22 protein-coding genes and 1 tRNA gene are annotated in these 25,806 nt (G+C 60.9%); 14 read left to right on the top strand and 9 right to left on the bottom strand.

Annotation, left to right across the window (positions count from 1 at the left end):
• Positions 1–60: 60 nt before the first annotated feature.
• The 5 genes from murI to hemA are packed head-to-tail and all read right to left on the bottom strand — an operon-like array spanning position 61 to position 4,786.
• Entirely contained in the window at positions 61–858 is a 798-nt protein-coding gene (gene murI / locus IDM28_RS03165; protein WP_101316500.1) for a glutamate racemase, read from the bottom strand.
• Positions 851–1,606, bottom strand: a complete 756-nt coding sequence (locus IDM28_RS03160; RefSeq protein ID WP_101316498.1) for a molybdopterin-synthase adenylyltransferase MoeB — start codon at positions 1,604–1,606, stop codon at positions 851–853. Before IDM28_RS03160 ends, murI begins: the two co-directional genes overlap by 8 nt.
• The gene (gene prmC / locus IDM28_RS03155; protein ID WP_101316496.1) at positions 1,600–2,430 is read right to left on the bottom strand and encodes a peptide chain release factor N(5)-glutamine methyltransferase; all 831 of its coding nucleotides are present in this window, start codon (positions 2,428–2,430) and stop codon (positions 1,600–1,602) included. Before prmC ends, IDM28_RS03160 begins: the two co-directional genes overlap by 7 nt.
• Positions 2,430–3,512, bottom strand: coding sequence for a peptide chain release factor 1 (gene prfA / locus IDM28_RS03150; protein ID WP_101316494.1), 1,083 nt, complete (start codon positions 3,510–3,512; stop codon positions 2,430–2,432). The genes prmC and prfA overlap by 1 nt, the downstream gene beginning before the upstream one ends.
• Entirely contained in the window at positions 3,509–4,786 is a 1,278-nt protein-coding gene (hemA, locus tag IDM28_RS03145; RefSeq protein WP_101316492.1) for a glutamyl-tRNA reductase, read from the bottom strand. Before hemA ends, prfA begins: the two co-directional genes overlap by 4 nt.
• 213 nt (positions 4,787–4,999) lie before the next feature.
• On the opposite strand from hemA, the gene IDM28_RS03140 reads away from it, so the two are divergent.
• The 9 genes from IDM28_RS03140 to IDM28_RS03100 all read left to right on the top strand — a co-directional run bounded on the left by IDM28_RS03140 (position 5,000) and on the right by IDM28_RS03100 (position 12,437).
• Entirely contained in the window at positions 5,000–6,724 is a 1,725-nt protein-coding gene (locus tag IDM28_RS03140) for a tetratricopeptide repeat protein (protein ID WP_188035357.1), read from the top strand.
• 3 nt (positions 6,725–6,727) lie between these two features.
• Complete coding sequence (lolB, locus tag IDM28_RS03135; RefSeq protein ID WP_103436032.1) at positions 6,728–7,345, top strand: lipoprotein insertase outer membrane protein LolB; 618 nt, start codon at positions 6,728–6,730, stop codon at positions 7,343–7,345.
• A gap of 3 nt (positions 7,346–7,348) precedes the next feature.
• Positions 7,349–8,194, top strand: coding sequence for a 4-(cytidine 5'-diphospho)-2-C-methyl-D-erythritol kinase (ispE, locus tag IDM28_RS03130; RefSeq protein ID WP_188035356.1), 846 nt, complete (start codon positions 7,349–7,351; stop codon positions 8,192–8,194).
• Between the two features lie 34 nt (positions 8,195–8,228).
• Positions 8,229–8,303 (top strand) — tRNA-Gln (locus IDM28_RS03125).
• Positions 8,304–8,350: 47 nt separating this feature from the next.
• Complete coding sequence (locus IDM28_RS03120) at positions 8,351–9,292, top strand: ribose-phosphate pyrophosphokinase (protein ID WP_099773531.1); 942 nt, start codon at positions 8,351–8,353, stop codon at positions 9,290–9,292.
• A gap of 123 nt (positions 9,293–9,415) precedes the next feature.
• Positions 9,416–10,012, top strand: coding sequence for a 50S ribosomal protein L25/general stress protein Ctc (locus IDM28_RS03115; protein WP_150570046.1), 597 nt, complete (start codon positions 9,416–9,418; stop codon positions 10,010–10,012).
• A gap of 77 nt (positions 10,013–10,089) precedes the next feature.
• Positions 10,090–10,674, top strand: coding sequence for an aminoacyl-tRNA hydrolase (pth, locus tag IDM28_RS03110; RefSeq protein ID WP_101316482.1), 585 nt, complete (start codon positions 10,090–10,092; stop codon positions 10,672–10,674).
• A 22-nt stretch (positions 10,675–10,696) separates the two neighbouring features.
• Positions 10,697–11,797 carry a redox-regulated ATPase YchF gene (gene ychF / locus IDM28_RS03105; protein ID WP_188035355.1) on the top strand — a complete coding sequence of 367 codons (1,101 nt, stop codon included), beginning with the start codon at positions 10,697–10,699 and terminating at the stop codon, positions 11,795–11,797.
• Positions 11,798–11,879: 82 nt separating this feature from the next.
• Positions 11,880–12,437, top strand: a complete 558-nt coding sequence (locus IDM28_RS03100; RefSeq protein WP_150572747.1) for a histidine phosphatase family protein — start codon at positions 11,880–11,882, stop codon at positions 12,435–12,437.
• Positions 12,438–12,598: 161 nt separating this feature from the next.
• On the opposite strand, the gene IDM28_RS03095 is transcribed toward IDM28_RS03100, so the two are convergent.
• Together IDM28_RS03095 and IDM28_RS03090 are read right to left on the bottom strand one after the other, a co-directional pair.
• Positions 12,599–14,701: a putative bifunctional diguanylate cyclase/phosphodiesterase gene (locus tag IDM28_RS03095; protein WP_150572746.1), complete on the bottom strand. Its 2,103-nt coding sequence runs from the start codon at positions 14,699–14,701 to the stop codon at positions 12,599–12,601.
• Positions 14,702–14,807: 106 nt separating this feature from the next.
• Entirely contained in the window at positions 14,808–16,133 is a 1,326-nt protein-coding gene (locus IDM28_RS03090) for an HDOD domain-containing protein (protein WP_150572745.1), read from the bottom strand.
• Between the two features lie 368 nt (positions 16,134–16,501).
• Between IDM28_RS03090 and IDM28_RS03085 the strand changes: the two genes are divergently transcribed.
• From IDM28_RS03085 to IDM28_RS03065, 5 genes are all read left to right on the top strand, one after another.
• Positions 16,502–16,837, top strand: a complete 336-nt coding sequence (locus IDM28_RS03085; protein WP_188035354.1) for a hypothetical protein — start codon at positions 16,502–16,504, stop codon at positions 16,835–16,837.
• A 93-nt stretch (positions 16,838–16,930) separates the two neighbouring features.
• Positions 16,931–19,753, top strand: a complete 2,823-nt coding sequence (locus tag IDM28_RS03080) for an ATP-binding protein (RefSeq protein ID WP_188035353.1) — start codon at positions 16,931–16,933, stop codon at positions 19,751–19,753.
• Positions 19,750–20,946 (top strand): EAL domain-containing protein, encoded by a 1,197-nt coding sequence (locus tag IDM28_RS03075; RefSeq protein ID WP_150572742.1) that lies wholly within the window; start codon positions 19,750–19,752, stop codon positions 20,944–20,946. The genes IDM28_RS03080 and IDM28_RS03075 overlap by 4 nt, the downstream gene beginning before the upstream one ends.
• Before the next feature lie 117 nt (positions 20,947–21,063).
• Positions 21,064–23,958 carry an ATP-binding protein gene (locus tag IDM28_RS03070; protein ID WP_188035352.1) on the top strand — a complete coding sequence of 965 codons (2,895 nt, stop codon included), beginning with the start codon at positions 21,064–21,066 and terminating at the stop codon, positions 23,956–23,958.
• Positions 23,959–23,998: 40 nt separating this feature from the next.
• Positions 23,999–24,646 carry a response regulator gene (locus IDM28_RS03065; protein ID WP_188035351.1) on the top strand — a complete coding sequence of 216 codons (648 nt, stop codon included), beginning with the start codon at positions 23,999–24,001 and terminating at the stop codon, positions 24,644–24,646.
• A 157-nt stretch (positions 24,647–24,803) separates the two neighbouring features.
• Here IDM28_RS03065 and IDM28_RS03060 read toward each other — a convergent pair whose 3' ends face one another.
• Together IDM28_RS03060 and IDM28_RS03055 are read right to left on the bottom strand one after the other, a co-directional pair.
• Positions 24,804–25,310 (bottom strand): fimbrial protein, encoded by a 507-nt coding sequence (locus IDM28_RS03060; RefSeq protein WP_188035350.1) that lies wholly within the window; start codon positions 25,308–25,310, stop codon positions 24,804–24,806.
• A 16-nt stretch (positions 25,311–25,326) separates the two neighbouring features.
• A complete protein-coding gene (locus IDM28_RS03055) occupies positions 25,327–25,806 on the bottom strand; it encodes a fimbrial protein (protein ID WP_188035349.1) in 480 nt (159 codons plus the stop codon).

Here is a 25,806-nt window from a genome sequence, read left to right as displayed (position 1 = left end):
CTAATAGAAATCAAAGCTTGTACGATAGTTCAGCTTTCTAGGTGTCTTTTCACATTTTTTTTACAGTGGGAAGCTTCGCACACTGTCGGACTTCTTCCACAACAAAGGTAGGATTTTTCTTAAATTGTCCGGATCACTGCTGGTCCAGAAGGCGGTCTGCTGCGCCGGCCCCTCTGCCAACAGGTCGCGTTCGCCGAGCAAACGCTGAAGTTGCCGGGCCACCGCAGCGCCGGTATCGATGATCGCTACATCTGCCGGAACCAGTTCGGCCAATAGCGGGCGCAAGAAGGGATAATGCGTACAGCCCAAAATCAGCGTGTCACAACCCGCCTGCAGCAGCGGTTGAACATAGCCTGCGAGCAAACGGCGCAACTCGGCGCTGATCAGGTCACCCGCCTCGATCCGCTCGACCAACCCCGGGCAGGGCTGGGTGATGACGCGGACGTCGCTGGCGAAGCGGTCGAGCAAGGCGGCAAATTTGGCACTTTGCAGAGTACCGGTGGTGGCCAGCACTCCCACTACGCCTGAACGAGTCGCCGCCGCCGCCGGTTTGACCGCAGGTTCCATCCCCACCAACGGCCACTGCGGGTACTGCTCGCGCAGATCGGCTACGGCGGCCACGGTCGCGGTATTACAGGCCAGCACCATCGCCTTGGCACCTTGCTGCTGAAAAAACTCAGCGATATGGCGCAAGCGCTGGCGGATGTAGTCAGGGGATTTTTCGCCGTAGGGCACGTGACCACTGTCGGCCACGTACAGCAGTGATTCGTTGGGCAGTCGGCGCTGGATCTCGGCGAGCACCGACAAACCGCCGACCCCCGAGTCCATCACGCCGACCGGCGCCGAGCGCTCAGCCATGGCGCTGAGCGCACACGGCGCAGGCCGGGTCACGCTTGACCCGCAGTTCGCGCATGCGCGTAGTCAGCGCATCGATCAGCAGCAGGCGACCGACCAGCGGCTCGCCGAATTCGGCCAGCAGCTTGAGTGCTTCAAGTGCCTGCAGGCTACCGACCAGGCCTACCAGCGGGCCGATCACACCGGCTTCGCTGCAGGTCAGTTCGGCCTCGCTGCCGTGGCCATACAGGCAGTGGTAGCAAGGGCTGGTATCGCGCCGGGTGTCGAACACCGACAACTGGCCTTCGAGGCGAATCGCCGCGCCGCTGACCAGAGGCCTGGCCGCAGCTACGCACGCGGCATTGACCGCCTCGCGAGTGGTGAAGTTATCCGAGCAATCCAGCACCACATCGACCGCTGACACAGCCGCTGCCAGGGAATCCTCGTCCAGCGCCAAGCGGTGCGCAACCAGCTTGATCTCCGGGTTGATCGCCTGCAGCCGCCTGATCGCCGAGTCGACCTTGCCCATGCCGACACTGTCGGTGTCATGGATGATCTGCCGCTGCAGGTTGGTCAGGTCGACCGTGTCGAAGTCGGCCAGATGCAGCTCGCCAACCCCCGCCGCTGCCAGGTACAACGCCACCGGCGAGCCGAGGCCGCCGACGCCGACCACCAGCGCCTTGCTCTGCTTGAGCCGCAACTGGCCGTCGATATCCACTTGAGCCAGCAGGACCTGCCGGCTGTAGCGCAGCAGTTCCTGATCACTCAGCATGGCAGGCGCCCCAGCGAGATGCGTTCGTGGCCGCCCAGGTCACGCCGGCTGGCGACCTCGGTGAAGCCCTGTTGGCTGAGCAGTTCACGCACAGCATCAGCCTGATCGTAGCCGTGCTCAAGCAACAACCAGCCGCCTTCGACGAGGTGCTCAGGCGCCTGGGCGATGATCACGCGCAGATCATCCAGGCCATCGTCACCTGCCACCAGGGCACTGCTCGGCTCGAAGCGCACATCGCCAGCGACCAGATGCGGGTCGGCAGCACGGATATACGGCGGGTTGCTCAGAATCATCGCGAAGCGCTCGCCAGCCAGGGCATCAAACCAGTGGCTCTTGCGCACCTCGACGTTGCTCAACTGCAAGCGCTGACGATTACGCTCGGCCAGCGCCACGGCGGCGTCGATCCGGTCTACCGCGACCACCTGCCAAACCGGGCGTTCGCTGGCCAGGGCCAAGGCGATCGCGCCGGTGCCAGTGCCCAGATCGAGCAACCGCGCCGGGCCGCCGGCTTGCAGCTCGAGGGCGGTTTCAACCAACAGCTCGGTATCGGGCCGCGGGATCAGGGTGTCTGGCGCAACCTCGAGGTCGAGCTTCCAGAACCCCTGCTGACCGAGAATATAAGCCACCGGCTCGCCGTCACGGCGGCGCGCGAGGTAGTCGGCAAACACCTGCGCGGCCTCACTGCTGACGATGCGCTCAGGCCAGGTGTGGAGAAAGCTGCGCGACTTGCCCAGGGCAGCCGCCAGCAGCAACTCGGCATCGAGCCGTTCGGTCGGCGAATCTGGCAACTGCGCGTTGCGCAGCAGGCTGGCAATAATGGTCATCAGTCCCCCAGGGCAGCCAATTGATCGGCCTGGTATTCGGCCAGCAACGGTTCGATCACGGCATCGACGCCGCCGGCGAGGATGTCATCCAGGGAGTACAGGGTCAGGTTGACGCGGTGATCGGTCACCCGTCCCTGTGGATAGTTATAGGTGCGAATGCGCTCGGAGCGGTCACCCGAGCCGACCAACAGCTTGCGCTCGCTGGCAATGGCGTTCTGCGCAGCGCTGGTCTGGATGTCGTTGAGCTTGGCCGACAGCCAGGACATGGCGCGGGCGCGGTTCTTGTGCTGGGAACGCTCTTCCTGGCACTCGACCACGATGCCGGTCGGCAAGTGGGTGATGCGGATCGCCGAGTCGGTCTTGTTGATGTGCTGACCGCCAGCACCGGAGGCCCGGTAGGTGTCTACACGCAGGTCAGCCGGATTGATCTCGATCGCCACCTGCTCGTCGGGCTCGGGCAGCACTGCCACGGTGCAGGCGGAGGTATGGATACGCCCTTGCGATTCGGTCTCCGGCACCCGCTGCACACGGTGCGCGCCGGACTCGAACTTGAGCTTGGCGTAGACGTTATCACCTTCGATGCGGGCGATGATCTCTTTATAGCCGCCGTGCTCGCCGACGTTCTCGGACAGAATCTCCAGGCGCCAGCCGCGCTTCTCGGCATACCGCGAGTACATGCGGAACAGGTCGCCGGAGAAAATCGCCGCCTCGTCGCCGCCGGTGCCAGCACGGATTTCCAGGAACACGTTGCGACCGTCGTTGGGGTCCTTGGGCAGCAGCATGCGCTGCAGCTGCGACTCCAGCTCGACCAACTGCTCCTTGGCTTCGCGGACTTCCTCGACGGCCATCTCGCGCATGTCCGGGTCGCTGTCCTTGAGCAGCGCCTGCGCGCCCTCGAGGTCAGCCTGGACCTTGCGCCATTCCTGGTAGGCGCTCATCACCGGCTCGACTTCGGCGTATTCCCTGGAATAGGCCCGGAAGCGCGTCTGGTCGGCAATGACCTCGCCGTCACCGAGCAGAGCAGTCAGTTCCTCGAAGCGGTCCTGGAGGATATCCAGTTTATTCAGCAGCGACGCTTTCATTGCGGGGGTTTGTCCGTGGAGCCCTCGTTGAGGGCAAAGAGTTCCTGGGCCATGGCCAGCGCATCGACGCGGCCCTCGGCCGAGAGCTTTTTCAGCTGCACGCTGGGTGCGTGCAGCAATTTGTTGGTCAGCCCTCGGGCCAGCTGGGCCAGCACGTCCTCCGGGTTGCCGCCGTTGGCCAGCAGCCGCTGGGCCTTCTGCAGCTCTTCATCGCGTAGCCGTTCACTTTGCTGGCGGTAGGCCTTGAGCACGTCGACCGCAGCCAGCTCGCGCAGGCGAACCATGAAGTCGCCGGCGCCGGCCGCAACCAGCTCTTCGGCAGCTTGCGCCGCGCCCTGGCGACTCTTGAGGTTTTCGGCGACGACATCGTGCAGGTCATCAACGGTATACAGGTAGACGTCATCCAGCTCGCCGACCTGCGCTTCGATATCCCGCGGCACGGCAATGTCGACCATGAAGATCGGCTTGTGCCGGCGTTGCTTCAGCGCGCTTTCGACCGCGCCCTTGCCCAGAATCGGCAACTGACTGGCAGTGGAACTGATAACGATATCGCTGTGTGCCAGCTCCTGAGGGATGTCCGCCAGCAGTACGGCATGGGCGCCGAACTGCTCGGCGAGCATGCTTGCCCGCTCCAGGGTACGGTTGGCCACGACGATACGGCGCACGCCCTGCTCATGCAGATGGCGGGCAACCAGGGTGATGGTTTCGCCAGCACCGATCAGCAGCGCCTGGCTACGGCCCAGGTCACTGAAGATCTGCTTGGCCAGGCTGACCGCGGCAAACGCCACCGACACCGGGTTTTCGCCGATCGCGGTGTCGGTCCGTACCTGTTTGGCGGCGCTGAAGGTGGCCTGGAACAGGCGCCCCAGCAGCGGCCCGATGGTGCCGGCCTCACGCGCCACGGCGTAGGCCGACTTCATCTGGCCGAGGATCTGCGGCTCGCCCAGCACCAGCGAGTCCAGCCCGGAGGCGACCCGCATCATGTGCCGCACGGCGTCATGTTCCTCATGCACGTAGGCGCTTGCGCGCAGTTCATCTACGCTGAGCTGGTGGTAGTCGGCCAGCCATTGCAGCACCGCGTCGGCGGTCAACTGGTCCTGCTCTATGTAAAGCTCGCTGCGGTTGCAGGTCGACAGGATCGCTGCCTCGCGGCTGGCGGTCAGTCGGCAGAGCTGCTGCAGGGCGTCGACCAGCTGCTCGGGCGTAAACGCCACGCGCTCGCGTACGTCTACCGAGGCAGTCTTATGGTTGATACCAAGTGCAAGAAAGGCCATGCAAGGTCGCTGGTTGTGACGTGAAGCCGATAATTGTCCTACTTCGCAGGTTCCAGAACAACCACCGTTCACTATTGTCGTAATAGATCGTGGCCATGATGGCCACTACACGCGCCTGATTCTTAATCACGCGGTATGGCTTCGCAGGTGGGTTTGCCACTGCGCTTGTGTCATCATGCTGCGACCGCCGGATAGCACTTTTATACCTTATCTATGAATAGATCCCACGCACTGCTGCTCACCTTCGCCCTGCTGCAGGGCTGCCAAAGCCTGGCCCCGCAGAACGCCGCCGAGCCGCCTGCTGCAGAGGCCGCCAAGGCTGCGCAGGAAAAGCCCGTGGTGTACGGATCGTTCAAGCCGGAAACCCTCTACAGCCTGCTCGTCGCCGAGTTGGCCGGCCAGCGCAACCGTTTCGATATCGCCCTGGCCAACTACGTGGACCAGGCCGAGAAAACCCAGGACCCAGGCGTCTCCGAGCGGGCCTTCCGCATTGCCGAGTACCTTGGTGCCGACGAACCGGCGCTGGATACCGCGCTGATCTGGGCCCGCAACGACCCGGACAACCTCGACGCCCAACGCGCCGCCGCGATCCAGCTGGCGCGTGGCGGGCGCTACGACGAGTCGATGGTATTCATGGAAAAGGTCCTGCAAGGTCAGGGCGATACCCATTTCGACTTCCTCGCGCTGTCTGCAGCCGAGACCGATCAAAGCACCCGGGATGGCTTGATGCAGAGCTTCGAGCGCCTGTTGGTGAAGTACCCCGAGAACGGCCAGCTGATCTTCGGCAAGGCGCTGCTGCTCAATCAGGACGACAAACCGGAGCAAGCGCTGGCTCTGCTGGAGCAGCACCCACCGCAAAATGGCGAAATCGCTCCGATCCTGCTCCGTGCACGCCTGCTGCAAGCCCTCGACCGCGGCCCTGAAGCATTGCCACTGCTGCGCCGAGCAATCCGCGACAACCCGGAAGACAAGCGCCTGCGCCTGACCTATGCGCGCACCTTGGTCGAACAGGACCGCATCGGCGACGCCAAGGCCGAGTTCGAAAGCATGCTCCAGCAGTACCCGGAGGATGACGAACTGCGCTATTCCCTGGCGCTGGTATGCCTGGAAAACAAGGACTGGGACGAGGCCGAAGGCTATCTGCAAGAGCTGGTCGAACGCGACAGCAACGTCGATGCCGCGCACCTCAACCTGGGCCGGATCCGCGAGCAGCGCAACGACCCGCAAGCGGCACTGCGCGAATACGCACTGGTGGGCCCAGGCGCTGACTACTTGCCGGCGCAACTGCGCCAGGCCGACATCCTCATCGCCAACGGCCGCGGCCGCGAGGCCTCGCGCCTGCTCGCCGAAGCCCGCGAAGCACAGCCCGACTACGCCATCCAGCTGTACCTGATCGAGGCCGAAAGCTACGGCAACAACGACAAGCCGGCGCAGGCCGACAAGGTCCTGCAGCAAGCTATCAAGCGCTACCCGGACGACATCAACCTGCTTTATACCCGCGCCATGCTCGCCGAAAAGCGTGACGACCTCGGCCAGATGGAAAAGGACCTGCGCGCCATCATCACCCGCGAGCCGGAAAACGCCATGGCCCTGAATGCCCTCGGCTACACCCTGGCCGACCGCACCACGCGCTATGCCGAAGCCAAAGCCCTGATCGAAAAAGCCCACCAACTGACCCCGGACGACCCTGCCGTGCTCGACAGCCTTGGCTGGGTGAACTATCGCCTGGGCAATCTGGATGAAGCCGAGCGCTACCTGCGCCAGGCGTTGGTGCGCTTCCCCGATCACGAAGTGGCAGCCCACCTGGGCGAAGTGCTCTGGGCCAATGGCAAGCGCCGCGAAGCGCGCCAGGTCTGGGCCAAAGCCTTCGAAACCCAACCCGACAGTAGTGTCCTGCGCAAGACCGTCTTGCGCCTGACCGGATCAGAGACTCTCTAAGCCATGTTTTTGCGTCATTGCCTTACCTTTACCCTGATCGCCGTGCTCGCTGGCTGCAGCAGCTTTGGTAGTCGTGAAGCCGTGCAGGGCCAGGGCGACCCACAACTGTGGCGTCAACACAAACAACAGCTGAGCAGCCTCGACGGCTGGCAGATCAACGGCAAGGTCGGCATCCGCGCGCCCAAGGACTCCGGTAGCGGCACCTTGTTCTGGCTGCAGCGCCAGGATTACTACGACATCCGCCTGGCTGGCCCGCTCGGCCGCGGTGCCGCGCGTCTGACCGGTCGTCCCGGCGGCGTGGTGCTGGAGGTAGCCAACCAGGGCCGCTATGAAGCGCCGAGCCCAGAGGCTCTGCTCGCCGAACAGCTTGGCTGGGAATTGCCGGTGTCGCATCTGGTCTGGTGGGTGCGCGGCCTGCCCGCCCCCGACAGCAAGAGCCAACTGACCCTCGACCAGGACAGCCGCCTGGCCAGCCTGAACCAGGATGGCTGGCAGGTGCAGTACCTGAGCTACACCGAGCAGAATGGCTACTGGCTGCCAGAGCGAATCAAGCTGCATGGCAAGGACATCGACGTCACCCTGGTGGTCAAAGACTGGCAACCGCGGCAACTGGGGCATTGATCGATGACCACGCTGAGCCTGCCGGCACCGGCCAAGCTGAACCTGTGGCTGCATATCATTGGCCGCCGCGATGACGGTTACCATGAGCTGGAAACCGTGTTTCAGTTTCTTGACCACGCTGACCAGTTGCACTTTGCCCTGCGCGACGACGATCAGGTGCGCCTGCAGACGGACGTCCCCGGAGTCGACCACGACAGCAACCTGATCGTGCGCGCTGCGCGCCAATTGCAGCAGCAGTCAGGCTGCACTCAAGGTGTGGATATCTGGCTGGAGAAGCTTCTGCCCATGGGCGGCGGCATTGGCGGCGGCAGCTCCGACGCCGCGACCACCTTGCTCGGCCTCAACCATCTGTGGCAACTGGGCTGGGACCTTGATCGCCTGGCTGCGCTGGGACTGAGCCTGGGCGCCGATGTACCGGTGTTCGTGCGCGGCCATGCGGCCTTCGCCCAAGGTGTTGGCGAGCAGCTCACCCCGGTCGATCCGGCCGAGCCGTGGTATGTCGTGCTGGTGCCGCAAGTGTCTGTCAGCACAGCGGAAATTTTTTCACATCCGCAGTTGACACGTGATTCCCTCCCCCTTAAGATGCGCCCCGTTCCCGAGGGAAACAGTCGAAATGACTGCCAACCGGTGGTAGAGCAAAGTTACCCGGAAGTTCGCAATGCGTTGAATCTTCTTGGTAAATATACTGAAGCTCGATTAACCGGTACTGGAAGTTGCGTGTTTGGGGCCTTCCCAAGCAAAGCCGAAGCTGATAAAGTTCTGGCCCTTCTTTCAGAGACTCAAACAGGGTTTGTGGCAAAAGGAAGCAACGTTTCGATGTTGCATCGCAAGCTACAGAGTCTGCTCTAGAAGTCGAGTACACAGTACTCGCAGCAACAGATACAGGGGCGTCGCCAAGCGGTAAGGCAGCAGGTTTTGATCCTGCCATGCGTTGGTTCGAATCCAGCCGCCCCTGCCATTTTCCTATACTCATCCAGGTATACCCTCAGCCTTCAGGTACTGCGCGTGTCCAAGATGATGGTCTTTACGGGGAACGCTAACCCCGATCTGGCTCGACGTGTCGTACGTCAGCTGCATATCCCACTTGGTGATGTTTCTGTCGGTAAGTTCTCCGACGGTGAGATCAGCACTGAGATCAATGAAAACGTCCGCGGTAAAGACGTCTTCATCATTCAGCCGACTTGCGCTCCGACCAACGATAATCTGATGGAACTGGTAGTGATGGCCGACGCCTTCCGCCGCTCCTCAGCCTCCCGAATCACCGCCGTGATTCCTTACTTCGGATACGCCCGCCAGGACCGCCGTCCGCGTTCGGCACGTGTAGCCATCAGCGCCAAAGTTGTCGCTGACATGCTCACTGTCGTGGGTATCGACCGTGTTCTCACTGTCGACCTGCACGCTGACCAGATCCAGGGTTTCTTCGATATCCCGGTCGACAACATCTACGGCTCGCCCGTATTGGTCGACGATATCGAAGACCAGCGTTTCGAGAACCTGATGATCGTCTCCCCAGACATCGGTGGCGTCGTGCGTGCACGGGCTGTTGCCAAGTCGCTGGGTGTCGATCTGGGTATCATCGACAAACGCCGTGAAAAGGCTAATCACTCCGAAGTGATGCACATCATCGGCGACGTCGAAGGGCGCACTTGCATCCTGGTAGACGACATGGTCGACACCGCCGGCACACTGTGCCACGCGGCCAAGGCTCTGAAAGAACACGGCGCTGCCAAGGTTTACGCCTATTGCACGCACCCGGTTCTGTCGGGCCGAGCGATCGAGAACATCGAGAAGTCGGTACTCGACGAGCTGGTGGTGACCAACACCATCCCGCTGTCGGCCGCTGCTCAAGCCTGTGACCGTATCCGCCAGTTGGATATTGCACCGGTTGTCGCTGAAGCGGTTCGCCGCATCAGCAACGAAGAATCGATCAGCGCGATGTTCCGCTAAGCGGAACCCCGTTGACGAAAAGCGCCCCGCCCCGACCCTTATGTCGGGGCGGGGCTTTTTTGCCCACCCCGTTTGGCGCTGGTCGCAAACGCCTGCGGGTGCTGGCTATTTTGGAGAAACAAAATGACTGATTTTACCCTGAACGCAATCAAGCGTACTGACCTGGGGAAAGGTGCGAGCCGCCGCCTGCGTCACACGCAGAGCATCCCTGCCGTCATCTACGGTGGCAACAAAGAAGCTGAGTCCGTGACCTTCGTTCTGAAGGAAATCGCCAAGCTGTTCGAAAACGAAGCTGCCTTCAGCCACGTGATCGAGCTGAACGTTGACGGCGCCAAGCAGAACGTCATCGTCAAGGCTCTGCAGCGTCACCCGGTCAAGCAGTTCATCATGCACGCCGACTTCATCCGTGTTGTCGCTGGCCAGAAACTGACCGCTCAGGTTCCAGTGCACTTCATCAACGAAGAAGCACCGATCAAGAAAGGCGGCGAGATCTCGCACGTTGAAGCTCAGATCGAAGTTTCCTGCGAAGCCAAAGACCTGCCAGAGTTCATCGAAGTTGACCTGGCTAACGCTGAAATCGGCACCATCATCCACCTGTCGGACCTGAAAGCTCCTAAAGGCGTAGAGTTCGTAGCTCTGGCCCACGGTGATGACAAAGCTGTTGCCAACGTTCACGCTCCGCGCGTTGTTGCTGACGCTGAAGAAGGCGCTGCTGAGTAATCTACTCGGCGCGCCGGTGTTGACCGGGTTACAGTGCCCAGCACTGTGCCCCACCAACTCCAAGGAAGAGCCCCTACGTGACCGCCATCCAGTTGATCGTCGGCCTGGGTAACCCCGGCCCCGAATACGAACAGACCCGGCATAACGCAGGGGCTCTTTTCGTTGAACGCATTGCCAGCGCCCAGCGGGTTTCACTCACTGCTGACCGCAAATATTTCGGCCTGACGGCAAAATTCAGCCATCAGGGCAACGACGTTCGTCTGTTGATCCCCACCACCTACATGAACCGCAGCGGCCAGTCCGTGGCGGCCTTGGCCAATTTCTTCCGGATCAAACCGGAGGCCATTCTGGTGGCTCACGACGAACTCGACTTGCCTCCGGGCGTCGCCAAACTCAAACGAGGTGGCGGCCACGGTGGGCACAACGGGCTGCGCGACATCATCGCGCAACTCGGCAACCAGAACGATTTCCATCGCCTGCGGCTTGGCATCGGCCACCCAGGTGACGCCAAGCTGGTCTCCAACTTCGTCCTTGGCCGCGCACCGCGCGCCGAACAGGACAAGCTCGACGCCAGCATCGACTTTGCCCTCGGCGTGCTGCCGGACGTGCTCGCCGGCGACTTCGCCAAGGCCATGCGCGAGCTGCACTGCCAGAAGGCCTGATCTCACCAAGAGGGGAATTTCCATGGGTTTCAATTGCGGCATCGTCGGCCTGCCCAACGTCGGCAAGTCCACCCTGTTCAACGCGCTGACCAAGTCCGGCATCGCGGCTGAGAACTTCCCCTTCTGCACCATCGAGCCGAACAGCGGTATCGTGCCGATGCCGGATGCGCGCCTCGCGGCTCTGGCTGAAATCGTCAAGCCGAACCGCATCCTGCCGACCACCATGGAGTTCGTCGACATCGCCGGCCTGGTTGCTGGTGCCTCCAAAGGTGAAGGCCTGGGCAACAAGTTCCTCGCCAACATTCGCGAGACCGACGCCATCGCCCACGTGGTGCGCTGTTTCGAAGACGAGAACGTGATTCACGTCTCCAACAGCGTCGACCCCAAGCGTGACATCGAGATCATCGACCTCGAGCTGATCTTCGCCGACCTCGACAGCTGCGAGAAGCAACTGCAGAAAGTCACCCGCAATGCCAAGGGCGGTGACAAGGAGGCCCTCGCGCAGAAGGCCATCCTCGAGAAGCTGATCCCGCACTTCACTGAAGGCAAACCAGCGCGCAGCCTGATGAAGACCATGGCTGACGACGAGAAGGCCGTGATCCGTGGCTTCCACCTGCTGACCAGCAAGCCGGTGATGTACATCGCCAACGTTGCTGAAGACGGCTTCGACAACAACCCGCACCTGGATGTAGTGCGCGCGATTGCTGAAGAAGAAGGCGCAGTGGTGGTGCCGGTGTGCAACAAGATCGAGGCCGAGATTGCCGAGCTCGAGGACGGCGAAGAGAAGAACATGTTCCTCGAAGCCCTGGGCCTGGAAGAGCCTGGCCTGAACCGGGTGATTCGCGCCGGTTACGAGCTGCTCAACCTGCAGACCTACTTCACCGCCGGTGTGCAGGAAGTACGCGCCTGGACTGTGCGCATCGGTGCTACCGCACCGCAGGCGGCTGGCGTGATCCACACCGACTTCGAGAAAGGCTTCATCCGTGCTGAAGTAGTCGCCTATGACGACTTCATTCAGTTCAAAGGTGAGAGCGGCGCCAAGGAAGCAGGCAAGTGGCGCCTGGAAGGTAAGGATTACATCGTCAAAGACGGCGATGTGATGCACTTCCGCTTCAACGTCTGATTGGTTTCAGGTTGATGTGAAAAATCCGATGCCTTGGCGTCGGATTTTTTTTGTGGCGAATTCAACAAGGAAGCAGAGCAGCATGGAACAGCAGATTATTCTTATGCGTCATGGCCAGCCGCAACTGGCTGTGACCAGTCGAGTTGCCCTCGGTGACATGCGGGGTTGGATCGAAGACTATGATCGCTCAGTCATCACCCAAGACCCTGCACCTGCTGCCAGCGTGCAGTTGGCGGCTGGTGCGCAGGTAATTGCCTGCAGCAGCGCGCCGCGTGCGCTGAGCTCGGCGCAGGCGCTTGGGGTCGAGCCTGCTGTGGTTGATGCGGTGTTCTGCGAGGCGCAGTTGCCGGGTGGCCGTGGGCGGTTGGCGAAGCTTTCGCCGTTTACCTGGGCGGCTGTGCTGCGGGTGCTGTGGTTGTGCGGCTATTCGGCGGGAGTTGAGTCGGCCAAGGCAGCCGGGGCGCGGGCGGATGACGGGGCTCGACGGTTGCAGTCGATGGCTGAGGGTGGGCCGGTGTTGTTGGTTGGGCACGGGATCATGAATCGGTTGATTGGCAAGCGGTTGCGGGCAGCAGGCTGGGTGCCACAGGCGTCCGGTAATAGCGGGTATTGGAGTGCTGTGGTGTATCGCCGCTGCTGAGTGGGTTTTGCCTACGGTTGTAGTGGGGGCTTATCCGACATTTGTGTGGACAGCTCTGACACGCAACCCCCAGTAGAACTTCACTCAGGGGGCTGTGTGCACTGAAGAGGCTGTGGCAACGCTTTACCTCGCCATGCTCGGCGTGGCCAGGATTGCCCTGGTCAATCCTTCTCCACTCTGATCAGCTGCTTCATACGGTCGCTGGCCGGTGCCGGCCGCCCACAGAAGTACCCTTGTACGTGTGAGCACCCTTCAGCCACCAGCCGCTCCATCTGCTCGGCAGATTCTACCCCCTCGGCAGTAATCTTGATCATCAAGCTTCTGGAAAGCTCGGTAATGGCCCGGATGATCGACATCGCCTCGGCACTTTCACACATGTCGTGAACAAACGACTTGTCGATCTTGATCCGATCGAACGGGAAAGCACGCAGGTAACCCAGCGATGAATAGCCGGTGCCAAAATCGTCGAGGGCAATCGCTACCCCAAGGTCTTTCAGCTCGCGTAGAACACGCGCATTTTCGTCGTTGTTACCCAGCAGTACCGATTCGGTGATTTCCAGTTCCAGCCGTTGCGGCGCCAGCCCGGAGTCTGACAGTGCCAGGGCCACGGTGCGCACAAGCCCGGCATTCTTGAATTGCACAGGCGACAAGTTGACCGACACGCTCTGCTGTCCCTCCCAGGTAACAGCCTCCTGGCAGGCAAGGTTCAAGGCCCGGGCACCAAGCTCGTGGATGAGCCCCGTCTCCTCGGCTATAGGAATGAAATCCATTGGCATGATGATGCCGCGGCTCGGGTGCTCCCAGCGCATCAGCGCCTCATAGCCAGAGATGACGTTGCTGCGCAGGTCCATGATCGGCTGGTAGTACAACTGCAACTGTCCTAGGTGCAATGCCGTACGCAGGTCGGTTTCGACCAGGCGGCGTTTGTGCGCGGCGTCATACAGTCCGACGTTGAAGCTTTCATGGCGGTTACGACCATTGCGTTTGGCTTCGTAAAGGGCCATGTCGGCGAAACCGAGCAACTGCTCAGCGCTATCATGGTCCTGCGGCGCACACGCAATACCAATGCTCACGCCGACGGAGAACTGGTGGCCTTCAATATGGAAAGGCGGCTCGATCACTTCGATCAGACGTTGGGCCGTAGCACGGGCAGGCTCCGGAGAATCCAGTTCTGCAAGGACCACCGCAAACTCGTCACCACCCAGCCGGGCTAGCGTGTCCGCCTCGCGCAGCTCATCGCGCAGGCGCTTGCCCAGAGCTCGCAGCAGCTTGTCCCCGAAGGCATGGCCAAACGAATCGTTGATATTCTTGAAGTTATCGAGGTCCAGGCACAGTGTCGCTGTGAACTTGCCGCGGCCTGCTCCCTGAGCGAGCGCCTTCTTGAGGCGCTCGTTGAACAGTGTGCGGTTGGGCAGTCCAGTGAGCGCATCATGGTGGGCCATGTGGTGTATCTGCGCGTGCGCGGCAAGCTCATCGGTGGCATCCTCGGCGATGAACAGGACGTAATCTGCCTGCTTGCCCATGTTCTGACTCAGGAGCGCACGGCTTCTCAATGTGCGTGAACCGATGGCCGTCTGTATGCGGGTCTCGGCAGCGTAGCCCTTGACCGTGCAGGCACCTCGCACCAACTGCTCTTCGAGAAACTCAGCCGCGCCCGCTAACGCACACTCCCGCGGCAAGCGCCCCTCCAAAGGCTCACCCTGCCCGCCAAAAAGCCGATCGGCATGCTTGTTGGCCAGCAGAATGCGGCGGCTGGCGAGGTCCTGAACGATGACGCAGGCGGGGATGTTGGCGATCACAGAGTCGAGAAACTGCGAGAGGTTGGTCATTTCCAGGCTGTACTGCTCGGCTAACTGTTTGGCCTGCAGCACTTCCAACTCATTGCGATGGCGCTCGGAGATGTCGCGGGTGATCTTCGCAAACCCGACCAATAGCCCATCATCGTCCCGCACCGCTTCGATCACGACATGGGCGCGCAGCAGGCTGCCATCTTTGCGTACACGCCAGCAATTATCCTCGAATCGACCAAAAATGCGCGCGTGTTCAAGATTGGCTGCCGGTACGCCGGCGGTGCGATCCGTCTCGGCGAAGAAAATCGAATAATGCTGCCCGACTATCTCGCGCGCTTCATAACCTTTTGCACGCTGCGCGCCGGGATTCCAGTTGGCGACCACTCCGTCGGGCGTGAGCAGATAGATCGCGTAATCCACCACACTTTGTACCAACAACCGATACATCACATCAGAGCTTTCAACCAACGACATACAGTCCCCCTAGCCTAGCGAGATTATCTCCAGAAGCTGGCTTGATGATGGTGTGTAAAAAGGCTTTCGGAGTCGCGCGCACTCCCTGCCACCGTACATGGCAAGATCACGCCCTCTTGGCCAGCCGAACACGATTGTCCGCCCATGCCCCGGCCACTACTGCCGCCGGGTCACTGGGAGGGCCTTCTTCGCGCGCTACGCCTGCATGCTTCTGAAAATCCACTGCGTGTGGTTCACGTAGCAGATCGAGCGTCGGCAGATCCACCTTGAGCAGGCGCCCAGCAGTACTGTTGGCGATCGCCGCGTTGCTCTGGGTGGGTGACGCGCATGCGAGCTGAGCGGCCAGGTTCATCACCAGGCAGTCACGAACGTACACGCCGCCCCTCAGATGATAGATCGCGGCAATCAGCTCGCGCAGTTGAAAAGGCAGACGCAAGCGAGCGCGCAAAGCCGAGCCGAATGGCGCGCCAAACGCGCTGAGCGATGCGTGCACCCGTTCGTCGTCCAGTTCGCCACCCAGCGTGCGCCATTCCTGCAGGCTGCGAATTACCGCAAGGTCGCCCAGGCAATGCAGCAGGCCTGCGTAATAACAACGCTGCTGGTCCACTTTGAATATGCCCGCCAGAGTGTGTGCAAACTCGGCAACCTGCAGTGATAGATTCAGAAAGTGCTCAGCATGCCGCGCCAGCAGTGGATCACTCAGGCGCGCGCTGGATTTCAGCTCGAGGCCCATGATCAGGTTCAGGCTCTGGGCACTGCCTAGTCTGTTCAGGGCTTGGGGCAAGGTCTGGACACAGGCATCACAGTCTGCTGCCGCACTGTTGGCGGCAGCTATCAGTACCGCGGTTAGCTGCGGGTCCTGGCACAACTGCTGCTCAAGCCTGTGCAGGTCCACGTCCTGGCCACCCAACCTATCGAGCAAGGGCAATTTCACATCGGCAAACAGCGGGCCGCCATCGGCGCTTGCGCGGCGCTGGGTCAGGAAGGCCGACAGGCTGACGCCCGGCTGCAATGCCGGTGCCGGGCTGCGAATCTGCTGCTCGACTTCAAGCAGAAGATCCTCCAGGCGTTTACGCAAGCTGCCGAGTTTGAGCGGTTTACCCAGGTAAGCCGTGGGCCTGTGCGGCAACGCTTCGCGCACGCTGGCGATGTCAATACGCTCGCTCATGAGCATGAACGGCAGCTGTGGTCTGTCACTATTGGCTCGCACGATCCGCAACAGATCCAGGCCGCTGATACCCGCCAGCTCTCGCCCTGCAATGATCACATCCGGCTCGGTCGACAATGCACCAAGGGCTTGAGCGCCGTCCTCACAAACTTCCAGATTGGCATCGCCGCGAATGCTCAACAGCAGTTCCCGGAGCGTCTCGCGCACCGAGGGGTCGCTTTCTGCGACAAGTATTCGTGGAGCAAGGTCATCTATAGCGTTCATGGGTAACTCTCAAGTATCCGAACAGGTCATCCCGTTAAACAGCAGCGGCATCAGGGCTGGTACATGACGTAGTGGGAGCTCGATGATGACGAGGATCCGGCAATCCTGAATGGGCCAGACGGGGGATATTGTGAGCAAGGTGGATTACGCCTGACATAAGGCGGATCTTAAAGATGAGATGCCCTGCTCAGGCATGTTGCTCAGAGCTCCAGGGAAAGGGCCTCGAAACAGCCGAGGGCATACTGCCTGCGTTCGGCGCAGAAGGCCGCCCCGGGATCGTGACCACTGGTCGGGAAAAAACGATTCAGCATCAGCAAAATTAGGGACCTGCCGATAACCCGATTGCCCCCTCGAATTGGAACGCAATCATGAAAGGACTTTACGTTGCAGCGGTCTTGCTATCCGCGCTTTCTTCGTTATGCCAAGCCGCCGTCAACGCGCCTGTGCACGGCACCATTCACTTCTCCGGCAGTGTTGTCGGCAGTGGCTGCGCACTGACGACCCATGCTACGGCGGCCGTGAAGGCTTCCTGCCCACTGGACGCAGTTGCGCACAGCCTCAGCGTGCAAACTTCAATCAACGAGCAGACCGCGCACATTCAGGTCCTGGCAGCGAACCGAAGCACTGCGCAGTACAGTCTGGTGAACGCCGCAGGCCGGCAAATCACCCAAGGCCACTATGTGATTACCCAGACCATACTCTGATCAGATCGCCCCGCTATCCGGCCAGCGCCCGCCGACTGGAGATTGAGATCCGTCCTATTCAGAACAAGACAGGCGCCAACTAGGCTGGCGCCGATGAAACCTGCCCACCTCATTCAGACTACCTACTCCTCGCTTTCGACGCCCCAGGCGGCGCGCAGGCTCCTCTGCCTGTTGGCCTTCAGCCTGGTAGCAGGCGTCTACATCGGCGCTTACAGCTACATGCGCGTGACGCTGAACGAGGAGATATCATCCCGCCGCAGTTACATGAACGAAGCGGTCTTCGATGCTCAAAGTTTCTTCGTCAGCCGCCAGACACTGCTCAAGGGGCTGGGATTGTCGACGGTCAGGCAGCCGACGCTTGCTGCGGCTGAAACCAACAACGTGCCGGAAGAAGAAATCCATATCATCCTCGGCCAGGCTCACGAAATCTGGAGCCTGTGGCTGACCCGCCGCATGCTCGACTATCTGCGTTCCAGCCAGGTCAGCCTGATCTACGTTCCGCAGAGCCCCGAAGAAGCAGTGCAGCGCTTGTTCACCGCTGCCGACCACAATGACCGGGTGCCTGCACGCGTGCTGGAGCGGGTGCGCTCGGTCAACGACAGCCAGGCGCCGCAGGACGAGCTCTGGCTAACCGATCTCGGGCGGCTGGACTCACCGTTGTACATCTTTATCCGCATGGACGAGCGCAACGTGACGTCGGGCTGGCTGGGACTAGAGGTCGCGGGCCCCAATCTGACCGAGGCCCTCAAGCACGAGCAAGCGGGCGACTTCAAACTGCTGGACGGCAACGGCCAACTGATCTTGAGCAGCACCCCGCTACCGCCTGGGGCAGAGAACTCCGCGCAGAGCGCGCCAAGCGCAGCCAGCTTCGGCTGGGAAGGTGGATACTGGCTGCCGGAGCGGTTGACCATCCGCAAGCGGCTGGACTACTCAAACTGGCAGATTGTCTACAGCGTGCAGTTGTCGTCCCTGCTGCCGGCCTTGGCCGCACCACTGACTGCAGCACTGCTGATCTGCCTCTTGGCCACATTGTTCATGCTCTGGTTGGTCAGGCGTGTCAACCAGCGGTTGATCGGGCCGGCAGCTGCGCGAATCGACGCGTTGATTGAAAGTGAAGCGTTCTGCAGCGCGGTCATTCGCATCGCACCGGTTGCCCTGTGCGTTCTGCGCCGCAGCGACGGCGCGGTGGTACTGGAAAACCCGCTGTCAGCGCAATGGTTGGCAACAGGCGACGAGCGCACGCGACTGTGCCATCGCTGGATCGAGCGGGCATTTGGCGCCGAGCTGCTGCGTAGCAGCAGCGATGAGTTGCAAATGGCAGATGGCCGTCATCTTTATCTGAGCTACGCACCCACCCGCTATCAACGTGAAGATGTCCTGATCTGCGCGTTCAGCGATATCACCGAACGCAAAACCGCTGAAATCGCCCTGCAGCAGGCGCGCACTCTGGCCGACGCTGCCAATGAAGCCAAGACCCTGTTCCTGGCAACCATGAGCCACGAAATCCGTACGCCGCTGTACGGCGTGCTCGCCACCCTCGAACTGCTGTCGCGTACGCAACTGGACGCCCAGCAACGCGGCTACCTGACTGCGATCGAAGGCTCGTCAGCATCTTTGCTGCAATTGATCTGCGATGTATTGGATGTATCGAAGATCGAAGCCGGCCAACTGGCCCTGGAACTCACCACCTTCTCTCCCCTGGAGCTGACCCAGGACGTTATCCAGAGCTACACCGGCGCCGCCCAGAGCAAAGCGCTACAGCTGTTCGCCTGCATTGACCCCTCTTTGCCCGAGCAGGTGATGGGGGACGTCACTCGGATTCGTCAGATTCTCGGCAACCTGCTCAGCAACGCGGTCAAGTTCACCGAGACCGGTCGCATCGTGGTACGCCTGCAGCTGGTATCGCGTGAAGGCGAGCGAGCGATGTTGCAGTGGCAGGTGGTCGACACCGGCAAGGGCATTCCGACCCAGGATCAACGGCAACTGTTCGAGCCATTTTTCCAGAGCAACCCGACTGCCAATGTCGTCGCCGGGACCGGCCTTGGGTTATCCATCTGCAAGCGCCTGGTGCACCTGATGAATGGCTCGCTGCGGGTATTCAGCGAGCCTGGGCTGGGCAGCAGCTTTGCCTTCACGCTGCCGCTCGAGCAAGTCACAGCGAACCTGCAGCATGCCTGGGCCAGGCCGTTGCTGAGCGAACGCATCTATGTACATTCGCAGGTTCAGGAACTCGCCGAGCATACCGCAGGCTGGCTCCGCCGCTGGGGTGCACGGGCACAGTTGATCGGCCAGGACGCCAGCCAACTCGATGCCGATGCCGTGCTGGTGGAGCTGTGTCCCGGTCAGGCAAGCACCGCCTTGAAAGATGACTGGGTCGGCAATCGGCTAGTGGTTGCGCAGGACGTCCACGGCATTGTGCAGAGCGACGAGCGCACCTGGCGAGTAGGCCTGAACAACTTGCACGCACTCAATCGCGCTGTCAGCCAGGCGCTGGGCATCGAGGTGCAGGACGCACCGGTGCAGCCGCGTGCGGCGCAAGAAACACGTCTGAATCTGCACCTGCTGGTGGCCGAAGACAACGTGATCAATCAACTGATCCTGCGTGACCAGCTCGAAGAACTGGGCTGCAGCGTGGTCCTCGCGCGCGACGGCCTCGAAGCTCTGGCGTTATGGCAGGACGCCGACTTCGACATCATCTTGACCGACGTGAATATGCCCCGCATGAACGGCTATCAGCTAACCGGGGAGCTTCGCGCGCAAGGCTGCAGTGTGCCGATCATCGGTGCCACCGCCAATGCCATGCTCGACGAGGCAGAGCGCTGCCTGGGCGCGGGCATGGAGCACCTGCTGGTCAAACCCTTCACGCTGCATGCCCTCTACCAGTGCTTGCAGCCCTATCAGAGAAGCGTGCCTTGAACGTCTATCGCGTGCTAATAGTCGAGGACCATCCCTTCCAACACCAGTACCTGACAACCGTGTTTCAGGTGGCAGGCGGGTTTGAGGTCGAGTTGGTCTGGGATGGCGCCACTGCCCTGCAGCGCCTCTCCCGCGGTCGTTATGACCTGCTGCTGACCGACCTGATGATGCCGCAGATGGATGGCGTGCAACTGATTCAACAGTTGGCCCAACTGCATCGCCCCCCTGCCCTTGCGTTGATGACCGCAGCTTCGCGACGCATGCTGGTTGGCTCCGGCCAGGTGGCGAAGAATCTCGGACTGCGGGTTGCCGGCCTGATTTCCAAACCGGTGCGTGAGGCTGAGGTCGTCAGTTTGCGTGAACGCCTTGATGACCTTACTGAGCAAGCCCGGATTTTCAGCAGCAGGCCGCGTGGTTGTCGCTCGCGAAGCACCCTTGCCAAGGCCCTGGAGAGCGGTGAAATCCAGGCGTGGTTCCAACCAAAGATGTCGTTGCATGACGGCGGCATCGTCGGTGCAGAGGCCTTGGCGCGCTGGGTTCACCCTGCCGAAGGATTGCTGATGCCTGGCGCCTTTCTGGACGACATCGAAAACACCCAGCTGGAAATCGAGCTGCTGACCAGCATGCTCGGGCAAACGCTCGGCGCCCAGGCGCAATGGGCAAGGATGGGGCATCAGTTACCTGTGTCGATCAATCTGCCCACTCATTTGCTCGATGACACTGACTTGGTCGACCGTTTGCTGGCCCAGGTACGGGTCAACCAGGCCGACCCAAGGCAGATCACTTTCGAGCTGACCGAAACCTCGACCACCCAGCTCTCCAGTAACTACTACGCTGGGGCATGCCGCTTGCGGTTGATGGGATTCGGCCTGGCCCAAGATGACTTCGGCAAAGGCTACAGCTCCTATTTCAACCTGGTGTCGACACCGTTCACGGAGCTCAAGATCGACCGTTCACTGGTGTCGGGTTGTGGCGAAAACGACGGCCTGGCATCGGCATTGCTGAGCATCACGGAGCTAGGCCGCAAGCTTGGCCTGACCACCGTAGCCGAAGGGGCCGAAACCCAAGCTGAACTGGCGGTGCTGCGCCGCGTTCGATGCGACCACGTTCAGGGTTTTATCCTTTCCCCAGCGGTTGCCAGGGATGATTTAGCGACTTTACTGAGGAAGGATGGCCCACGGCCAGCACTTTAGTAGAATGATCTGGTCAAACGTTTCAGCTCATGGAAGTGCGGCCCTGTTAAGGGCGTTCGACGCTGTTGCCTAAGTCTTGCATCAGTCCTCTTACCTCAATTTGGCCGAGCACAATCCATGAAACATGCGAGTCTGCGCCTCGATGCGCTAGCGCTGAGTTCCCAGCGCCTGAACAAAGCCCTGTTGCTGATGGCTGGCCTGCTGATGGTACTGACCAGCACCTGCTACTGGGCGGTTTCACGGCTGCTTGAAGCCGAGCAACAGCGTGTCGAATTCCACTTCGCCCGCGTTGTGGAAATCATCCATGAGCATGAATCCTTTTTGCGCAATGTCGCGACGAGCTACCGGCACAACCATTCACCCCCGTTGCGCTCGGAGCAGTCGGTGTTGGTGACCCAGACCGAGCCGCTCGGTGATCAGGTGCTGCTCCAGGCGAGAGGCATCGAACTTTCGCTGCCGTTCTCACTGGCCCATGGCGCCGGCTTCAGCAAAGAAGACGAGAGCAGAGCGCTGGCCATGGGCGTGCGGATGACCGATTACTACGGCAGCTTCTGGGCCAGCTCGTTCTATGCTTCGCCGCAACTGTTCATCCTTGCCCCTGGCGGCGACGCCAGCCTGGCCATACCTGCCGCAGATGCGCCACGTCAGCACTTGCCACTGCCGCTGGAACACTACGCCACGGTGGTCAGCCGCTTGCAGCAACTGAAACCGGCCGCTTCGCTTGTCAACGATCAGCGGGTTCACTGGGTGCGCGCACCTGCGCAGCTGTATCAGGACCGCCGCAGCATGGTCGCGATGATTGGCCTGGACGCAGCCAGTGCCCTGCTTCCGGCAGGCAAGCAGCAGGGTCTGCTGGTCCTGGCCGCAGCTGTGGATACAGCCCAGGTCGACGAATTCGAGCGCGTGCTGCAGCTCTCTGTTTACAACCAATTCACTCTGATCTCGCCCGACGGCGAGGTGGTAATGGGCGCGCTGAGTGCCGACGATACGGCGCCCCTGGGCCTGAGCTTCAGTAGGCAAGGACTGCGCTTCAAGCTAATCTCGCCCAACGGCGAGCGCTGGACCGGCCTGTATGCGATCAGCTATCAGGACTTCCTGCGCTACGCCAAGTGGCCACTTGTCGGTTTGATGCTGACCTTCTTCGTCGCGATCCTGATCGGGATATGGATAAACCACTGGTACAAGTCGCGGATTGTCATACCTGCGCAACGTGCTCAGGAGCGTCTGTTCGAAAATGAGGCGTTCAATCGGCTCATGCTGCATAACGCGCCAGTCGGGCTGTGCGTGCTGCGCCGTAGTGATCGGAAACTGCTGCTGGATAATCAACGCGCCGTACAACTGGGTGCGACACCGGCGGTGATCCAACTGCTCGAAAGCCATGACGGCGAGCAGGCTCCTGGGGAAATCTGCCTGATGGTTGGCGGTCGTTATGTGCAGGTGGTGGTCGTGGCAGCCCGCTACGAGGGCCAGGACGTGTTCCTGTGCGGCTGTAACGACATCACCCGACACGTGGACGAAACCCTGATGCTGAATCAGGCGCACCGCCGCGCCACCGCCGCCAACGAAGCCAAGACTGTGTTCCTGGCGACCATGAGCCACGAAATCCGCACCCCGCTGTATGGCGTGCTGGGCAATCTGGAGCTGCTATCGCTCACCGACATGACCGAGCGTCAGCGGCACTACCTGGAAGTCATTCAGGGCTCTTCCACGGTACTGTTCCAACTGATCAGCAACGTACTGGACGTGTCCAAGATCGAATCGGGGCAGATGCCATTGGAAGAGGCGCCTCTGGATCCCGCCCAGTTGGTGGAGGACGCCGTGGTGGGCTTCAGTGCAACCGCGTCCAACAAAGGCCTGGACATCGAGGCTGAAGTCGATCCGCAAGTGCCCAAACAGATCATCGGCGATGCCGGGAGACTGCGGCAGATACTGCACAACCTGCTGGGCAACGCCATCAAGTTCACCGACTCAGGGCGCGTGCGTCTGCGCCTGACAGTGCAAGATCGCAGCGCCGACAGCGTCTCGCTGCAATGGCAAGTCACCGACACCGGCGTCGGCATCCCGGAAAAAGCCATGGACCAGTTGTTCAAGCCGTTTTTCCAGGTGGCGGCTGGCCAGGATGGCAATGGCGCAGGGTTGGGTCTGTCGATCTGCAAAAAGTTGAGCGAGCTGATGGGCGGCACCATGCGCGTAGTCAGCGAGCCCGGCCTTGGCAGCAGCTTTTCATTGCTCATTACCCTGCCGGTGGTGGATACGCCACCACCGGCAGCGCCCACCTCGATGGTGCCGTCATGCCTGGATGCGCCCTGCCTGAACGTGCAAGTGCTGGTCGCCGAGGACAACCCGGTCAGTCAGGCGGTGCTGCGCGAACAGCTCGAGGCGTTGGGCGCACATCCCACCGTAGCCCGCGACGGTCAGCACGCCCTCAAGCTTTGGCACACCCAGCGTTTCGACCTGGTCATTACCGACATAAACATGCCGCGGCTCAACGGCTATGAACTGGCCCAAGCGCTGCGCGAACAGGGTGTAACCGTGCCGATCATCGGCGTCACCGCCAACGCGATGCGTGAAGAAGGTCAGCGCTGCATGGCCATGGGCATGAGCGCCTGGGTGGTCAAGCCGTTGAGCCTGGGCATGCTGCGCCAGGCACTGATGTCGCACTGCCGAAAGGCCAACGGCCTGATGCCACCACCGCCATCTCCAGCGCCAAAAGAGGATCAGGAAGGTTGGATCGAGCTGTCTGCCGCTATGCGCGAATTGATGGCGAAGACCCTGATCGCCGACATTGCGCACATCGAACAAGGACTCGTTGCGATGGATGCCAGCCTTGTCCGCCAGCGCCTGCACAGCCTCAGCGGGGCGCTCGCCAGTGTCCATGCACAGACGCTCTATCAACTCAGCCAGCAGTTGGAGGAAGCACTGCACAACGGCCCGCTCACGCCATTACTGGTCCAACAGATTCGGGCCCTGTGTGCCCGTCTGATGGCCGTGTCGAAGTGTTTGAGCGAGTGAACCCAACGATGCCCATCATCTACCCCGAGAGAGTTCATACATGCCTCAATTGAATGTCGTCATTGCCGACGACCATCCCATCGTTTTGCTGGGCGTGCGCGAAATCGTCCAGCGCGACGGGCGTTACACGGTGGTAGGTGAGGCGGTCAGTTCCAGTGAACTGATCGAACAGTTGCGCAAGCACAGCCCGCAACTGCTCATCACCGATTTCAACATGCCCGGCGATGCCACCTATGGCGATGGCCTGAAATTGATCGAGTACGTGCTGCGCAACTTCCCGCAGACGCAGATCCTGGTGCTGACGATGATCTCCAACAGCCTGATCCTGTCACGCCTGCAGGAGCTGGGCGTGGCCGGTGTGATCCAGAAAAACCACCTGCATCAAGAGATCGAGAAGGCGTTGACGGCACTGAGCTCGCAACGCCGCTACAAGAGCCCGGCACCAGAGGCTCGCTCGGTAATGGGCAGCCCTGGCCAGGTCGAGGACCGCTTCCAGAGCCTGTCGCCACGTGAGCTGGAGGTGCTGCGCCTGTTCGTCACCGGTTTGACCGTCAGCGACATCGCCCGGCAGTTGTGTCGCAGCAACAAGACAGTGAGCGCGCAGAAGATTTCAGCCATGCGCAAGCTGGATGTCGACAGCGATCAAGCATTGATGACTTACTGCATCGAAACTCGGCAGTTTTCATGAGATGAAGCTATTGACCAGTGGCGAGTCTTGCGGGGCAGCCCGGTGCAGGGAGATTGGAAAAAGGGTACAAGGGCCTAGACAAAGAACTTTGGCGTAGGTGATTGACGTGGGCTGGTCTAGAACCGGCCCCAACAGAACAGCGGTTCAGTGGCAATGATTACAGATAACTGATGACCATCAGCAAATGAGACTGATAGCTGCCTACCATTGGAGGTTGACTCCCTATCATCACAGGCCGTGCGCCGAGGCTCAGACTGATGCCTGATGCTGACACGCTGAAGGCAACAGTTTCATTGAGCCGCAAAGCAAGCGGCGTCGCTGCTTGGTTCGCATCCATCAACCGTAGTTGCAGGCCCAAGCCGTCGAGGCTGGTTCGCAACGTCATGCTGTCATACGCTAAATCTGCAGGAACGAATCGCAGCTTGACCTGGGTTTGTTCTGCACAGCGAAAGCCTAAAGGAACCTCAGACCATTCGGAAGGACCGGCCACAAGCGTTTTCAAGCTGACAGATGGCAGCGCCACGGTCTGGTTGAGAGGAAACAGGGTGCTGCACGCCGGCCGGATCAGGTTTCCCACGATGTTTAGTGCACTTGAGTCACCGGCATAGCAGTGGCTGGAGTGAGCAAGAAGCAGGAGCAAACATCCCGTGGTTATCAGCTTCAAGGCGGACCTCATAATGTTAAAGATAGACAATGTTCACCACTGCCGAGGCTGAAAAATCACCCTCGGTGAGGGCGCCACGCGCAATCAGTTTGGCTGAAATGCCAAGGTCAACAGCACCCTGAACATTGCTCATTCTCCTGATAGCGCCCCGGACGTTAATCGGAGTTTTGTTGTCCTTCCAGGTCAACTGGTAGCCGAGATTGGCTAGGCCTGCCGATGCAATAGTATCGGTCAGCGCGCTCGCCGCCGTGACCGCAATAGTGAAGGACGAATTGGGCGGACAGGTAAGGGCGAGAGGCAGATCGATGGCATCTGCGGCGGCGACTTTGTCGTACTCGATACTGCCGAAGTCTGCGGTCAACGTTCTCGCGCTGGTAAGCGTACAAGGAGGACGGGTTAATGCACCGCTGACATTTATCGTCACAGTGTCGGTCGCCGCCTGAGCAGATGAACACAACAGTAAAGCAGTTGCAGCAAGGGAGAGAGCCTTTTTCAT

It is taken from the genome of Pseudomonas sp. EZ-C24 (genome assembly GCF_014525325.1).
Taxonomy (GTDB): domain Bacteria; phylum Pseudomonadota; class Gammaproteobacteria; order Pseudomonadales; family Pseudomonadaceae; genus Aquipseudomonas; species Aquipseudomonas shirazensis.
This window is presented reverse-complemented; position numbering and strand designations above follow the sequence as displayed.